Source organism: uncultured Microbacterium sp., from assembly GCF_900078385.1.
GTDB lineage: Bacteria > Actinomycetota > Actinomycetes > Actinomycetales > Microbacteriaceae > Microbacterium.
The window spans coordinates 159,456-173,196 of sequence record NZ_FLQR01000010.1; the positions used below are offsets into that span (position 1 = coordinate 159,456).

The 13,741-nt window shown below is 73.3% G+C and carries 14 protein-coding genes; 9 read left to right on the plus strand and 5 right to left on the minus strand.

The window, feature by feature from the left end; genetic code table 11:
* Window positions 1–46 precede the first annotated feature (46 nt).
* Window positions 47–1,504: a GuaB1 family IMP dehydrogenase-related protein gene (locus QZL85_RS13185; RefSeq protein WP_295577488.1), complete on the plus strand. Its 1,458-nt coding sequence runs from the start codon at window positions 47–49 to the stop codon at window positions 1,502–1,504.
* On the opposite strand, the gene QZL85_RS13190 is transcribed toward QZL85_RS13185, so the two are convergent.
* The 3 genes from QZL85_RS13190 to QZL85_RS13200 all read right to left on the minus strand — a co-directional run bounded on the left by QZL85_RS13190 (window position 1,494) and on the right by QZL85_RS13200 (window position 3,179).
* Entirely contained in the window at window positions 1,494–2,117 is a 624-nt protein-coding gene (locus tag QZL85_RS13190; protein ID WP_295577490.1) for a GNAT family N-acetyltransferase, read from the minus strand. The two genes, QZL85_RS13185 and QZL85_RS13190, sit on opposite strands and share 11 nt — an antisense overlap.
* 92 nt (window positions 2,118–2,209) lie before the next feature.
* Window positions 2,210–2,623 carry a hypothetical protein gene (locus QZL85_RS13195; RefSeq protein ID WP_295577492.1) on the minus strand — a complete coding sequence of 138 codons (414 nt, stop codon included), beginning with the start codon at window positions 2,621–2,623 and terminating at the stop codon, window positions 2,210–2,212.
* Complete coding sequence (locus QZL85_RS13200; RefSeq protein WP_295577495.1) at window positions 2,574–3,179, minus strand: hypothetical protein; 606 nt, start codon at window positions 3,177–3,179, stop codon at window positions 2,574–2,576. Before QZL85_RS13200 ends, QZL85_RS13195 begins: the two co-directional genes overlap by 50 nt.
* Window positions 3,180–3,506: 327 nt before the next feature.
* Between QZL85_RS13200 and QZL85_RS13205 the strand changes: the two genes are divergently transcribed.
* Both QZL85_RS13205 and QZL85_RS13210 read left to right on the plus strand, forming a co-directional pair.
* Entirely contained in the window at window positions 3,507–4,838 is a 1,332-nt protein-coding gene (locus tag QZL85_RS13205) for a hemolysin family protein (protein WP_295577634.1), read from the plus strand.
* Window positions 4,835–5,890 (plus strand): hemolysin family protein, encoded by a 1,056-nt coding sequence (locus QZL85_RS13210; protein ID WP_295577497.1) that lies wholly within the window; start codon window positions 4,835–4,837, stop codon window positions 5,888–5,890. The genes QZL85_RS13205 and QZL85_RS13210 overlap by 4 nt, the downstream gene beginning before the upstream one ends.
* A 42-nt stretch (window positions 5,891–5,932) precedes the next feature.
* Here the strand turns inward: QZL85_RS13210 and QZL85_RS13215 are convergent, their stop codons facing one another.
* Entirely contained in the window at window positions 5,933–7,012 is a 1,080-nt protein-coding gene (locus QZL85_RS13215; RefSeq protein WP_295577499.1) for an NADH:flavin oxidoreductase/NADH oxidase, read from the minus strand.
* Between the two features lie 51 nt (window positions 7,013–7,063).
* On the opposite strand from QZL85_RS13215, the gene QZL85_RS13220 reads away from it, so the two are divergent.
* The 5 genes from QZL85_RS13220 to QZL85_RS13240 are packed head-to-tail and all read left to right on the plus strand — an operon-like array spanning window position 7,064 to window position 11,488.
* Window positions 7,064–7,900: an ADP/ATP-dependent (S)-NAD(P)H-hydrate dehydratase gene (locus QZL85_RS13220; protein ID WP_295577501.1), complete on the plus strand. Its 837-nt coding sequence runs from the start codon at window positions 7,064–7,066 to the stop codon at window positions 7,898–7,900.
* 44 nt (window positions 7,901–7,944) lie between these two features.
* Window positions 7,945–9,168: a hypothetical protein gene (locus tag QZL85_RS13225; RefSeq protein WP_295577503.1), complete on the plus strand. Its 1,224-nt coding sequence runs from the start codon at window positions 7,945–7,947 to the stop codon at window positions 9,166–9,168.
* A gap of 9 nt (window positions 9,169–9,177) precedes the next feature.
* Window positions 9,178–9,504 (plus strand): thiamine-binding protein, encoded by a 327-nt coding sequence (locus QZL85_RS13230; RefSeq protein WP_295577506.1) that lies wholly within the window; start codon window positions 9,178–9,180, stop codon window positions 9,502–9,504.
* Window positions 9,505–9,513: 9 nt separating this feature from the next.
* Window positions 9,514–10,728, plus strand: a complete 1,215-nt coding sequence (locus QZL85_RS13235) for an MFS transporter (RefSeq protein ID WP_295577508.1) — start codon at window positions 9,514–9,516, stop codon at window positions 10,726–10,728.
* Between the two features lie 37 nt (window positions 10,729–10,765).
* Window positions 10,766–11,488, plus strand: a complete 723-nt coding sequence (locus QZL85_RS13240; RefSeq protein WP_295577510.1) for an NUDIX domain-containing protein — start codon at window positions 10,766–10,768, stop codon at window positions 11,486–11,488.
* 1 nt (window position 11,489) lies between these two features.
* Here the strand turns inward: QZL85_RS13240 and QZL85_RS13245 are convergent, their stop codons facing one another.
* Window positions 11,490–12,692 (minus strand): homoserine O-acetyltransferase, encoded by a 1,203-nt coding sequence (locus QZL85_RS13245; RefSeq protein WP_295577512.1) that lies wholly within the window; start codon window positions 12,690–12,692, stop codon window positions 11,490–11,492.
* A gap of 81 nt (window positions 12,693–12,773) precedes the next feature.
* Between QZL85_RS13245 and QZL85_RS13250 the strand changes: the two genes are divergently transcribed.
* Window positions 12,774–13,706: a hypothetical protein gene (locus tag QZL85_RS13250; protein WP_295577514.1), complete on the plus strand. Its 933-nt coding sequence runs from the start codon at window positions 12,774–12,776 to the stop codon at window positions 13,704–13,706.
* Window positions 13,707–13,741: the final 35 nt, after the last annotated feature.

Below are 13,741 nucleotides of genomic sequence, written 5' to 3' on the forward strand. Positions count from 1 at the left end.
CATCCGACGATGCGGAACCGGCACGCAGAGTCGCTACCGTGGACTCATGCAGTTCTCCGGAGAACAGCCCACCGTCGACCTGACGTATTCGGACGTGTTCCTCGTCCCCCGACATTCCGCCGTGACGAGTCGGCTCGACGTCGATCTGTCACCGCACGACGGCACGGCGGCGACCATCCCGCTCGTCGCGTCGAACATGAACTCGGTCACGGGGCCGCGGCTCGCCGCGGCGCTGGCACGCCGCGGCGGACTCGGCGTCCTGCCGCAGGACATGCCGCTGCAGGACCTCGACGCGGCCATCCGCTGGGTCAAGGACCAGCCGGTGCCCTGGGACACGCCCCTCGTGCTGCCCCCGGACGCGACGGTGGCGGAGGCCGCCGGGCTGCTGCCGCCCGCGGGTCCGCACGCGATCGTCGTCGCCGCGGCGGGCCGTGCCGGCATCCACATCGACGACGTGCTCGGGATCGTGTCGGCGTCGCGGCTCGCGACCGCCCTGCCCGATGCCCGGCTCGGCGACCTGACGCGGGGGCGCGCGCCCTCCATCGACGCGGACGACGTCGAGGACGCGCGACACGCCTTCGACCTCCTCGTCGACGCCGGCGCGGAGACCGTCTGCGTCCTGCACCAGGGTCACCTCGTCGGGACGCTCTCGCAGCGCAGCGCGCTGCGCTCGACGCTGTACCGCCCCGCGGTCGACGCCGACGGCCGGCTCATCGTCGCGGCCGCCGTGGGGATCAACGGCGACGTGGCGGCGAAGGCGCAGGCGCTCGCCGCGGCCGGCGTCGACGTCCTCGTCGTCGACACGGCGCACGGCCACCAGGACGGGATGCTGCGGGCGCTCCGCGCGGTCGCCGACCTGCAGCTGGACATCCCCATCGCGGCGGGCAACGTCGTCACGACCGAGGGCGTGCAGGACCTCGTCGCCGCCGGCGCCTCGATCCTCAAGGTCGGCGTGGGACCCGGCGCCATGTGCACGACGCGCATGATGACGGCCGTGGGTCGTCCCCAGTTCTCCGCCGTGCTGGAGACCGCCGACGCCTCCGCCGAACTGGGCGCGCACGTCTGGGCGGACGGCGGAGTCCGCTACCCGCGCGACGTCGCGCTCGCGCTCGCCGCAGGGGCCGCGTCCGTCATGATCGGCTCGTGGTTCGCCGGCACGATCGAGTCGCCGGGCCCGCTGCAGATCGACGAGACCGGCCGTGTCTTCAAGGAATCGTGGGGGATGGCCTCGACGAAGGCGGTGCACGGCCGCTTCGGGCGTCTGGACCCCTACGAGCGGGCACGCAAGGAGCTCTTCGCGGAGGGCATCTCGTCGTCGCGCATCTACCTGGACCCGCTCCGGCCGAGCGTCGAGGACCTCATCGACATGATCACCTCGGGCGTCCGGTCGTCGTTCACGTACGCGGGGGCGGCGACGGTGCCCGAATTCCACGAGCGGGCCACGGTCGGCCTGCAGTCGGCGGCCGGCTACGAGGAGGGCAAGGCGCTGCCGGTCAGCTGGTAGCCGCCTCGCGCTCCCGGTCCTCCCACTCCCGGCGCAGCACGCCCATGACGACGGAGTCGTAGCGCTCACCCCGCACCTCGCGGGCGTCGCGGAAACGCGCCTCCTCCGTGAAGCCGAGGCGGCGCCCGACGGCCAGCATCCGCTCGTTGCCGGACCACGTCGAGTAGTCGAGGCGGACGGCATCCGTCGTGCGGAAGAGGTAATCGGTCCAGATGTGCAGCGCCGCGGTGCCGATGCCGCGCCCGCGGAGCACGGGGTCGTAGACGGTGAGGCCCATGCGCCGCCAGTCCGACGCCTGCGACTCCCAATGCCACGAGACGGTGCCGAGGATCGTCGCCGGGTCCTCGGCGGCGGCGATCACGGCGCGCTGCAGCGGCGAGTGCGCGGCGTACGACCCGTCGGCGAGCCCCGTCGCCAGCCGTGCGCACGCGGCGTCGATCTGCCCGGCGTCGAGCTTCGCGAAGTAGGGGCCGTCCCAGCGGTGCCAGTCCTGGTCGGGCTGCAGCCAGCGCCGATAGGCGTCGATGTCCTCCGCCACGAAGGGACGCACCCGGATCCCGCCGCGATCCTCGCCGACTCCGCCAGCTCCGCCCGCTCCGCTGCCACTCACCACGCCCCCATTCTGCCCGTCGCCCGCGCTGCCGAAAGCGGCACGCGCTGCGGAACGTTCGACCGCGCGTGCCGCTTTCGGCCGCGCGGATGCCGTCACCGCAGGACGGGGTCGCCGGCGCGCGGGCGCGGCTTGCTGCTGCGCAGGCCGTCCGCGGTCAGGACGTCGTAGACCCGCTGAGGGTGGTCCGCGTCGGTGGCCTCGAGACGGGAGAATCCCCGCACCTCCCGGCGGATCTCGTTCTCGCGGGTCTTCTCCTCGATGACGATCGCGGCCGGCGTCCGGCCGGCGCTGAACTCCGGGCTCAGGTACTTTCCGCGGCCGTCGATCTCGAGCCAGTGATCGGCCTCCGGGAAGTACAGATCACCGAAGACGAGGCGGCCGCTGCGCAGCCGGCGGCGCTCCTGCAGCCGCGGGTGCGGGAAGCCGAGCGCGATCACCAGCAGCCGCATCTGCGTCTCACGGGCATTGGCGGCCAGCGACGCGGATGCCGCGACCGCGCCGCGCACGCGCATCCCCGCGCACGGGCTCCGTGTCGAGCAGTGCGAGGATGTCCTCCGTCGTCGCGAGAGCCCCGCCGCCCCGGCCCGTCCACAGCGCCTGGTCGATCGCGGACACGCCGCGGGCGAACGGCAGGATGCGCGCCAGGTCGAGAGCGGTCTGCGCGGGCGTCGTGACCTCGTGCGCACCGAACGGCACCCGCGCGACCCGCTCGAGCCCCAGCGCTCGCCGACGGATCGCTCCGCCGGAGCGTCCGCCCGTGGCCCGTGCAATCGTGACGTCGACGGCATCCGGCCACGGGCCGAGCAGATCGATGCCCCACACGGCCGCAGCGGCGAAGTGCGACACCACCGCGGGCGCATCGAGCCGGGCGAGCACCTCCTCGACGCGCAGGCGGTGACGTCGGATGCCGCTCAGCGCGCGCCATTCGGGGCTGCTCACGAACACGCCCGGGGCGATCCGCGTCCAGGTGCGCTCGCGCAGGTGACGCCGGACGCGCCGGTAGTCGGGGTGGGCGATCAGCTCCCGCCGACGCGCCACCAGGATCTCGGGGACGGGCATCATGCCTCCCACCGTGACCGGCCCCGCCCGCCACGCGCGGCCGGACCCGCGCACCCGTGGACCACCGGGCCATCGCGCGTCCCGGGGAGGAGGCGCCGCGACGCCGATGCGCGCTGTCGAAAACGGCACGCGCTGCGGAAGGTTCGACCGCGTGTGCCGCTTTCGACCGCGCGACGGGTGACGACGGGGTGGGGTGGGCGGGGCGGCGGCGGGGTGGGCGGATGCCGAAGGGACGGACGCGTGCCGTAGAATCGGCGGCACAATGGACGACCCTCCCAGTAGACGCTCGCCCCACCGACCCTCCTCGCTGCGGAGCGGGGGTGATGCGTGATGGATTACGTCATGTTGGGCGTGGGGCTGCTCCTGACCATCGGCACCGGTCTCTTCGTCGCCAGCGAGTTCGCGCTCGTCAACCTCGACCGCGCCGACCTCGAAGCGCGGCAGGCCGCCGGTGAATCCCGGCTCGCGCGGACCATCGCGGCTCTGCGGATCACCTCGACCCACCTCTCCAGTGCGCAGCTCGGTATCACGCTGACGACGCTGCTCACCGGCTACACGATGGAGCCCGCCATCTCGAACCTGCTCCGGCCGGTCTTCGAGGGCTGGGGGATGCCGGACTCGGCGTCCCGTCCCATCGCGACGATCATCGGCGTCGCGATCGCGACCGTCTTCTCGATGATCCTCGGCGAGCTGGTGCCCAAGAACTTCGCGCTCGCGATCCCGCGCCAGACGGCGAAGCTCGTGATGCCGTTCCAGGTGGCGTTCACCACGGTGTTCCGTCCGGCCATCACCGTGCTCAACGGCAGCGCGAACGGCGTGCTCCGCGCCGTCGGCATCGAGCCGAAGGAGGAGCTGTCCGGCGCGCGCACCGCCGAGGAGCTGTCGAGCCTGGTCCGCCGCTCCGCCAGTGCGGGTCTGCTCGAGAAGGACACCGCGTCGCTCCTGGACCGCACCCTGAACTTCGCCCGCCTGACCACGGCCGACGTCATGACGCCGCGCCCCAGCATCCACGCCGTGGCAGCGGGCGACAGCGTCGAGGACGTCGTGCAGCTCGCGCGCCGCACCGGCCACAGTCGCTTCCCGGTCTACGACGAGTCGATGGACGACATCACCGGCATCGTGCACCTCAAGCAGGCCGTCAGCGTGCCGCGCGATCGCCGCGCCGACGTTCCGGCCGCCGCGATCGCGGAGGAGCCGCTGCGGGTCCCGGAGGCCGTGCACCTGGATGCCCTGATGTCCGAGCTCCGTGCCCGGGGGTACCAGATGGCCATCGTCGTCGACGAGTACGGCGGGACCGCCGGCGTCGTCACCCTCGAGGACCTCGTGGAGGAGATCGTCGGCGAGGTGCTCGACGAGCACGACCGCAGTCGCGCCGGCATCGTGCGCGGCCGCGAGGGCAGCGTCGTCTTCCCCGGCGACCTCCGGCCGGACGAACTGCTCGACCGCACCGGCATCCGCGTCCCCGAGGGCGACGTCTACGACACGATCGGCGGATTCCTCATGGCCACGCTCGAGCGGATCCCGACCGTCGGCGACGCCGTCGAGCTCGAGGACGGCACGCTGCGCGTCCAGCGCATGGACGGCCGCCGTGTCGACCGGGTCCGCTTCCTGCCCACGCCGCTCCCGGGCGGCGCCGACGAGACGGGCGGTGAGACCCGATGAACGACTGGGCCGGAATCGCGTGGCTCGTGGTGCTGCTCGCGTTCAACGCGTTCTTCGTCGGCGCCGAGTTCGCCGTCATCTCCGCGCGCCGCTCGCAGATCGAGCCGCTCGCCGAGAAGGGCTCGCGCGCCGCCAAGACCGCGCTGTACGCCATGGAGCACGCGACCCGCATGCTCGCGACGAGCCAGCTGGGCATCACGATCTGCTCCCTGCTGATCCTGAACGTCTCGGAGCCGGCGATCCACCACCTGCTGGAGGGTCCGCTCGGGCTCACGGGCTGGAGCGAGGCCGTCATCGGCGGCGTTGCGTTCGCCGTCGCACTGCTGCTCGTGTCGTACCTGCACGTCGTCTTCGGCGAGATGGTGCCGAAGAACCTGGCGTTCTCGCTGCCCGACCGCGCGGTGCTCATGCTCGCGACACCGCTCGTCTGGGTCTCCAAGCTCTTCCACCCGCTGATCGTCGTACTCAACTGGATCGCGAACCACGCGGTCCGCCTCTTCGGCGTCGAGCCGAAGGACGAGGCCGCCTCGACCTTCACGCTCGACGAAGTCGCGACGATCGTCAACCAGTCGCGCATCGAGGGCGTCCTGGACGACGCCTCCGGGGCGGTCGCGGCGGCGGTGGAGTTCACCGACAAGAAGGCGAAGGACATCGCCGTGCCGCTGTCGGCGCTCGTGACACTGCCGGAGCACACGACGCCGGACGAGATCGAGCGCGCCGTCGCCAAGCACGGCTACTCGCGCTACGTGATCGTCGACGCCGAGAGCCTGCCGATCGGCTACGTGCACTTGAAGGACGTGCTGCGGGAGGCGGAGGACCCGGATGCCGGCGCGAGCGCCGCGCTGCCGATCAAGCCCAAGCGCATCCACCACATGCTGCCGGTCGCCGAGACCACCGACCTCGAGGACGCCCTGGCGCTCATGCGCCGTTCCAGCCGCCACCTCGCGCAGGTGCGCGACACGAAGGGCCGGATCACCGGCGTGCTGTTCCTCGAGGACATCATCGAGGAGCTCGTCGGCGAAGTGCACGACGCCACCCGTCGCGGCTTCTGAGCCGGGCGCGCCGGACCCGAGCGGGGGCGGCGCGCCCCGCGCTCAGCCGGCGACGCGCGGCCGTGCCCGCTCGTACTGCGGCGGCCAGGGTGCGGCCGTCGGCTCGCCCAGCTCGGTGGCGGCCCGGAGGCCGAAGTGCGGGTCGCGCAGCCACTCCCGCGCGGCGAGGATCGCGTCGGCCTCGCCCGCGGCGACGATCTGCTCGGCCTGCTGTCCGCCGGTGATCTCGCCGACCGCTCCGACCGGAACGCCCGTGCGCCGTCGGATCTCCGCCGCGAGCGGCACCTGGTAGCCGGGACCGGTCGTGATGCTCTGGTGGGCGACGAGCCCGCCGCTGGAGATGTCGAGCAGGTCGGCGCCGTGCGCGGCGACCCAGCTGCCGACCGCAACGGTCTCCTCGACGCCCCAGCCGCCGTCGGCCCAGTCGGTCGCCGAGAACCGGACGAAGACCGGCCGGTCGCCCGCGGCCGCGCGCACGACGTCGACGACCCGCAGCAGCAGGCGCGCGCGGTTCTCCAGCGACCCGCCGTACTCGTCCTCGCGCAGGTTCGACAGGGGCGAGAGGAACTGGTGCAGCAGGTAGCCGTGCGCCGCGTGCACCTCGAGCACCTCGAAGCCCGCCTCGACGGCCCGGACGGCGGCCGCCGCGAACGCATCCACGATCGCGTCGATACCGGCGGCATCCAGTGCCTCCGGCGCCGCGAAGCCGTCGAACGCGATCGCCGAGGGCGCCGTCGTGGTCCATCCGCCGTCCTCGGCCGACACCGATCCGCGCCGCCCGGAGAACGGGGACCAGGTGGACGCCTTCCGGCCCGCGTGCGCGAGCTGGATGCCGGGCACCGCGCCGCGCGCGCGGATGGCGGCCACGATGGGCGCCCACGCGTCACGCTGCCCGTCCGTCCACAGCCCGGTGTCCTCCGGGGTGATCCGTCCCTCCGGCACCACCGCGGTGGCCTCCGCGATGACGAGGCCCGCCCCGCCGGAGGCGAACTGCGCCAGGTGCACGTGGTGCCAGTCGTTGGGGATCCCGTCGACGGCGGAGTACTGGCACATCGGCGCCACCCACAGCCGGTTGCGGAACGAGGTCCGTCGGAGGGTCAGGGGGGTCAGCAGCGAACTCATGCGCTCATGTCCTTCGTGTAGGCACTCGTGGGGGGCGGGTAGGGTGGCGCCATGTTCGACACCGACGAATGGACGTCGGCGGATACCGCGGGCGTCCTCCGGGTGCCAACGGCGTCCGACGACAAGTATTCCCGTGGGGTCCTCGGCGTCCGCACCGGGTCGGATGCGTATCCCGGCGCCGCGGTCCTCGGTGTGGAGGCCGCGTGGCGGACGGGGCTCGGGATGGTGCGCTACCTGGGGCCGGACCGAGCCACCGATCTCGTCCTGCGGAGGCGGCCCGAGACGGTGACGGTGGACGGCCGGGTGCAGGCCTGGCTGATCGGGTCCGGGACGGATGCCGGCGTGCGTTCGCGCGCGGAGACCGAGGCCCTGCGCGACATCCTGACCGGCGCGGAACCCGTCGTCGTCGACGCCGGCGCGCTGGATCTCGCGCCGGAGGCCACCGCGCCGATCATCGTGACGCCGCACGCGCGCGAACACCGCCGGCTGCGCGACCTGCTCGGCCTGGGTGAGGCGCCGGACGACGTCACGGCCGCGCGGGAGACCGCGGCGACACTCGGCGGGGTCGTGCTGCTCAAAGGCGCCGCCACGATCGTCGCCGCGCCGTCGGGCTGGGTGCGGGTCGTGCGCGCCGAGACCTCGTGGCTCGCGACGGCGGGGACCGGGGATGTGCTCGCGGGCGCGCTGGGCGCGCTCGTCGCCGGCGCCGAGGCCGCCCGGGGAGCGGAGCCGACCGTGGATCTGGCCGCGCTGGCGGCCGCCGCGGCGTGGCTGCATTCGCGTGCCGCCCGGCTCGCCTCGCACGTGCGGGACGGCGGACCCGTGACGGCCGGCGATGTGGCCGACGCGCTCGCGGCGGCGGTGGGCGGCGTGCTGTCCCGCGGCTGACGCGGCGTCGGGGTCCCGCCGTCCGCGCTCCCTAGGATGGGGGGATGTCGAGGCGCGCCGTCCTGTGGATCGCCTTCGCGCTCGTGCACCTCGGCGTCGCGTGGCTGGGGTTCGTCATGCCCAACGAGCCGATGGGCGACGTGTACCGCGTGTACGAGCCGTGGTCGGCGCAGGCGCTCACCGGCGGCGGAATCGTCGGCATCGACTCGACGTGGGTGTATCCGCAGCTCGCCCTCGTGCCGATGGTGCTGACGCAGGTGGTGGCGGCCCTCGTGGGCAGCTACACCGTGGCGTGGGCGGTCCTCGTCGTGCTGATGGATGCCGTCGCGTTCGCCGTCCTGGTGGGGCGCGGCCGCTCCACCGGGCGCAGCGTCGCGGCCTGGTTCTGGCTGGCCGCGATCGCGCTGCTCGGCCCGGTCGGCATCTACCGTCTCGACGGGTTCACCGTGCCGGTCGTCATCCTCGCGTCCCTGTGGATCATCGGCCGCCCGTGGGTCGCCTCGCTCCTCCTGGCCGCGGTGACGTGGATGAAGGTGTGGCCCGCCGCCGTCCTCGCCGCGGCCGTGATCGCCGCCCGCCGACGCGGCGCGCTCGTCGGCGGGGCGGTCGTGGTCTCCGCGCTCACGCTCGCGGCGGTGGGGGCCGCCGGGGGGATGGCCAGTGCGTTCGGGTTCATCTCCGATCAGACCACGCGCGGCCTGCAGGTCGAGGCGCCCGTGAGCATGCCCTACCTCTGGGGGGCGCTCCTCCGCCTCGACGGGTTCTGGGTGTACTACTCCACCGACCTGCTGACCTTCCAGGTCACCGGCACCGAGATCGACACCGTCATCGCGGCGATGACCCCGCTGCTGATCATCGCGGTCGGCGCCGTCGCGGTGCTGGGGGCGGTGCAGGCCGTGCGCGGCGTGCGGTTCATCACCCTGTTCCCCACCCTCGCTCTCGCGCTCGTCACCGGGTTCATCGTGTTCAACAAGGTCGGCTCCCCGCAGTACCTCGGCTGGCTCATCCCCCCGGTCGTCATCGGCCTGGTCCTCGACCGCGCCGCGTGGTTCGCGCCGGCCGGCCTGGCCCTCGGCGCGGCGTTCCTCACGCAGCTCGTGTACCCCGTGCTGTACGCCGACATCCTCTACCCCGCCCCGCTCGCCGTCACGCTGCTCACCGTGCGCAACCTCGTGATCGTCGCGCTGTTCGCCTGGATGGTCGTCCGCCTCGCCCGCCTGCACCCGCACGTCCGCGCCCGCGCCGCCCTGCTGCACCCGATCCCCTGAGAGGTCCCCATGCTCATCGCCTTCTCCGTCGCCCCCAGCGGCACCGGCCGCGCCGACGGCTCCGTCCATGACGCGGTCGCGGCGGCCGTCGCCGTCGTCCGGGCATCCGGGCTCTCGCACCGCACGTCCTCGATGTTCACCGAGATCGAGGGGGAGTGGGACGAGGTCATGGCGGTCGTGAAGGCCGCGACCGACGCGGTGCTGCCGTTCGGGTCGCGCGTGTCCCTCGTGCTGAAGGCCGACATCCGCCCGGGCTGGACCGGCGAGATCGACGGGAAGATCGAGCGGCTGGAACAGGCCATCGAATCGGTTCGACACGTGTCGGAAACCGAGTAGCATCGACGTGTGACCGCCTCGACCAGCTCGAGGGGTGCGGCGAAGTGGGCGCTCCTCTCCCTCGCCATCGGCAGCTTCGGCATCGGCATGACCGAGTTCGTCGTCATGGGCCTGCTCCCCGACATCGCCCGCGATCTCCTGCCGCAGGCCTGGGCGACCGACCCCGAGGACGCGATCGCACGCACGGGGTGGCTCATCACGCTGTACGCCCTCGGCGTCGTCATCGGCGCGCCGACGATCGCCGGCTCGGTCGCGAAGTACCCGCGTCACCGCGTCATGCTTCTCCTGGCCCTCGCGCTGACGGTCTTCAACGCGCTCACCTTCCTCCTCCCCACGTTCGAGGCGGTCGCCGCGTCGCGTCTGCTCGCGGGCCTGCCGCACGGGGCCTACTTCGGCATCGGGGCGCTCGTCGCCGCCGACGCCCTCGGGCCGGGCAAACGCGCGAAGGGCGTCGCGTTCGTGCTGACCGGCCTCACGGTCGCCAACGTCGTCGGGGTGCCGCTCGGCACCTTCCTCGGCCAACAGCTCGGCTGGCGCACCGCGTTCCTCCTCGTCGCCGGCATCTTCGCCCTCGCGACCGTCCTCATCGGGCTCACGGTGCCCGCGCACGTCGGCGATCCGGGGCGGACGCTCCGCGCCGAGCTCGCCGTCTTCCGCGTCGGGCAGGTGTGGCTCGCCCTCGGCATCGGCGCGATCGGGTTCGGCGGCTTCTTCGCGGTGTACAGCTACGTCGCGCCGGTCGTGACCGAGGTGACCGGGTCACCCGCGTGGGTGGTGCCGCTCGTCCTGGTCGTGATGGGGGTCGGGATGACGGTGGGCAACCTCGTGGGCGGACACCTCGCCGACGTGGACCTCACCCGCACGATCCTCGGCGGACTCGGCGTCCTCATCCTCGTACAGGTGCTCCTCGCCCTCACGGCCGGCTCGATCGTCGCGGTCACCGTCCTCGTCTTCGCCGTCGGGTTCGCCTCGTCGGTGCTCAGTCCCGCCATCCAATCCCGTCTCATGGACGTCGCCGGCGACAACCAGTCGATCGCCGCCGCCCTCAACCACTCGGCGCTCAACATCGGCAACGCGGCGGGCGCGTTCCTCGGCGGCGCCGTCATCGCCGGCGGCTTCGGCTACGTCGCCCCGCTGTGGGTCGGCGCGGGCCTGGCCGCGGCGGGCCTCGTCATCGCGATCGCCAGCTTCGCCTCCGAGCGCCGCGTCGCGCTCGCCGTCTGACCCGCCCACGGCCCGGCCCTCCGCGTAGAGTCGTGCCGTGTCCGACGACGTGACCCGCGACCTCGCCGCCGCTGCCGCGGAGCCCCGAGACGATGCGCCCGCTCCCGCCGCCGCGGACGATCTCCCGGTCGCGGCCACCGTCGTGGTCCTCCGCGATGCGCCCGGCGGCGCGGAGGCGCTCCTCATCCACCGTCCCGACCGGGGGAGCTTCGCGGGGGCGTGGGTCTTTCCCGGCGGCAAGCTCGAACCGTCCGACGAGGGCGACGACGAGGAGGCCGCGGCCCGCGCCGCCGCCATCCGGGAGACCTGGGAGGAGACCGGGCTCCGTCTCGCCCCCGACGCCCTGCACGCGTTCGCGCGGTGGGAGCCGCCGCCGGGCATCGCGCTGCGCATCCGCACCTGGTTCTTCCTCGCCCGAGACACCGGCACCGAGCTCGCGCTCGCCGACGCCGAGGCCGTGGGAGCGATGTGGGCCCGTCCGGCCGACGTGCTCGCGCGTCACTCCCGCGGGGAGCTCACGCTGTACCCGCCCACCTGGGTGACCCTGCACGAGCTGTCCGGAGGCGGCGTCGACGCGCTCCTGGTGCGCGCCGATCGCGAAGCGCTCCGCACCTACGAGACGGCACTGCACCATGGTGGGCACGGCACGCTCCTGCTGTGGCGGGAGGATGCCGAATACGACGCCGCCGCAGCGGGCGGCTCCGCACGGCACCGGCTCGACGTCTCCGCGCTGCCGTGGGTGTACACCCGCGCCGACTGAGTCAGTCCGCGAGCAGTCGCTCCAGATGCCGGCCGACGGCCGGTGTCTCGATGAGGAAGCCGTCGTGCCCGAAGTCGCTCGTGAGCACGACGGCGTCGTCGTCGATCGTCGACCGGATGCCGCGGGCGATGCGGTGCTGCCCGTCCACCGGGAACAGCCGGTCGCTGTCGATGCCGAGGACGAGGGTCCGCGCGGTCACGCGGGCCAGCGCATCCTCCACGCCGCCCCGGTCGCGGCCCACATCGTGCGAGTTCATGGCCTCGACGAGGGCGATGTAGCTGTTCGCGTCGAAGCGGCGCGTGAACTTGTTGCCGTGGAAGTCGAGGTAGCTCTCGACCGCGAAGCGCCCGCCGTGCCCGAGCGGGCTCTTCCCGGACTGCCACGACCGCTGGAAGCGCTGGTTCAGCTCGGTCGGGCTGCGGTAGTTCAGCAGTGCCATACGACGCGCGAGCGCGAGGCCCCGGTGGGGGCCGTCGCCGTCCCCGGCGTCGTAGTACTCGCCCCCGGCGTAGCGCGGGTCGATCTGGATGGTCGCCAGCTGCACCGAGTTCAGCGCGATCTGGTCGGCGGTGGTCACCGGGGGAGCCGACAGCACCGCGAGACGCTGCACCCGCTCCGGCGCGCCGATGCCCCACTCCAGGGCATGCATGCCGCCCATCGACCCGCCCACGACCGCAGCCCAGACGTCGATGCCGAGCGCGTCCGCGAGGCGCGTCTGCGCCGCGACCTGATCGCGGATCGTCAGGTAGGGGAAGCGTGCGGCCCACTCGTAGCCGTCCGGCGCGATGCTCGACGGCCCCGTCGAGCCCTGGCATCCGCCCAGCATGTTCGGGGCCACGACGAACCAGCGGTCGGTGTCGATGGGGCAGCCGGGCCCCACGATGTCGCCCCACCAGCCGTCCGTCGGGTGCCCGGGGCCGGCGGGACCACGGACGTGGCTGTCGCCGGTGAGGGCGTGCAGGACCAGCACCGCATTGTCGCGGGCCGCGTTCAGCTCGCCCCACGACTCGTACGCGAGGCGGATGCCGGGAAGCTCCCGGCCGCCCTCCGTCCGGAAGGCGCCGAACGCGGCGAACCGCCGCTCGCCCTGCGGATCGCCGTCGCGCCACGCCCCCGACGTCGGCGGGCGCCCGAGCAGCGAGCGCGCGTCGGCCTCCGTGATCGGCGCGCTCGGCACCGTGTCCTCGGAGGTCTGCCAGTCCATGCGTGCCATTCTCCCGTGCGCGCACCCCGGCGCGGTCCGTGTTACGTCGCGGGTGTCCACGCCCGTGGGTAGCATTGCGCCGTGGACGACGTGCTCGATCACCTGCTGTCCGGCGACCCGGCGATCCGCTGGCAGGTGCTGCGCGATCTGACCGATGCCCGGCCCGAGGACGTCGCCGCCGAACGCGCGAAGGTCGCGGTCGAGGGCTGGGGGGCACGTCTTCTCGCGCTGCAGGCGGAGGACGGGCTCTGGGACGGCGGCACGTACCGCCCCGGCTGGGCGGATGAGGATCGGCCCATGTTCGACGCCTGGACGGCGACGCACTTCTCGCTGCAGCAGCTGGTCGACTTCGGCGTGGACCCGGACAGCCCCGCGGCGCGCGTCGCCGTCGAGCGGGTCCGCGTGCACGTGCGCTGGGAGCATGCGGGTGAGCCCTACTTCGACGGCGAGGTGGAGCCGTGCATCAACGGCGTCGCGCTGAGCGTCGCCGCCTACTTCGGGCAGGACGGTCACCGCCTGATCGACACGCTCCTCGCCGGCCAGCTCGCGGACGGCGGCTGGAACTGCTGGGACGACGCCGACGTGTCGTCGCTGCACTCCACGATCTGCGCGCTCGAGGGGCTGCGCGACGCGGACGCGGCCACGGGCGACGACCGCATCCCGGAGGCCTGCCGCCGCGCCGAGGAGTACCTGCTCGCGCGGCGGCTGCTCTGGCGTCGTGGCGACGGAGGGCTCATCGACCCGCGGTTCGGGATGCTGTCCTACCCGGTGCGCTGGTTCTACGACGTCCTGCGGGCCCTCGATCACTTCCGGCTCGTCAACCGCCGAGACCCGCGCCTCGCGGACGCCGTCGCGCTGCTGCGCGCCAAGCGGCTGCCGAACGGCCTGTGGCCGCTGGAGAACACGCACGAGGGTCCCACCCTCTTCGCCATGGAGCGCGAGTTCGAGGGGTTCCCGAGCCGGTGGGTGACCCTGCGCGCCCTGCGCGTGCTGCGCTGGTGCGACGCGTCCTGACCGCAGAAGACGGATGCCCCGCCCGAAGGGCGAGG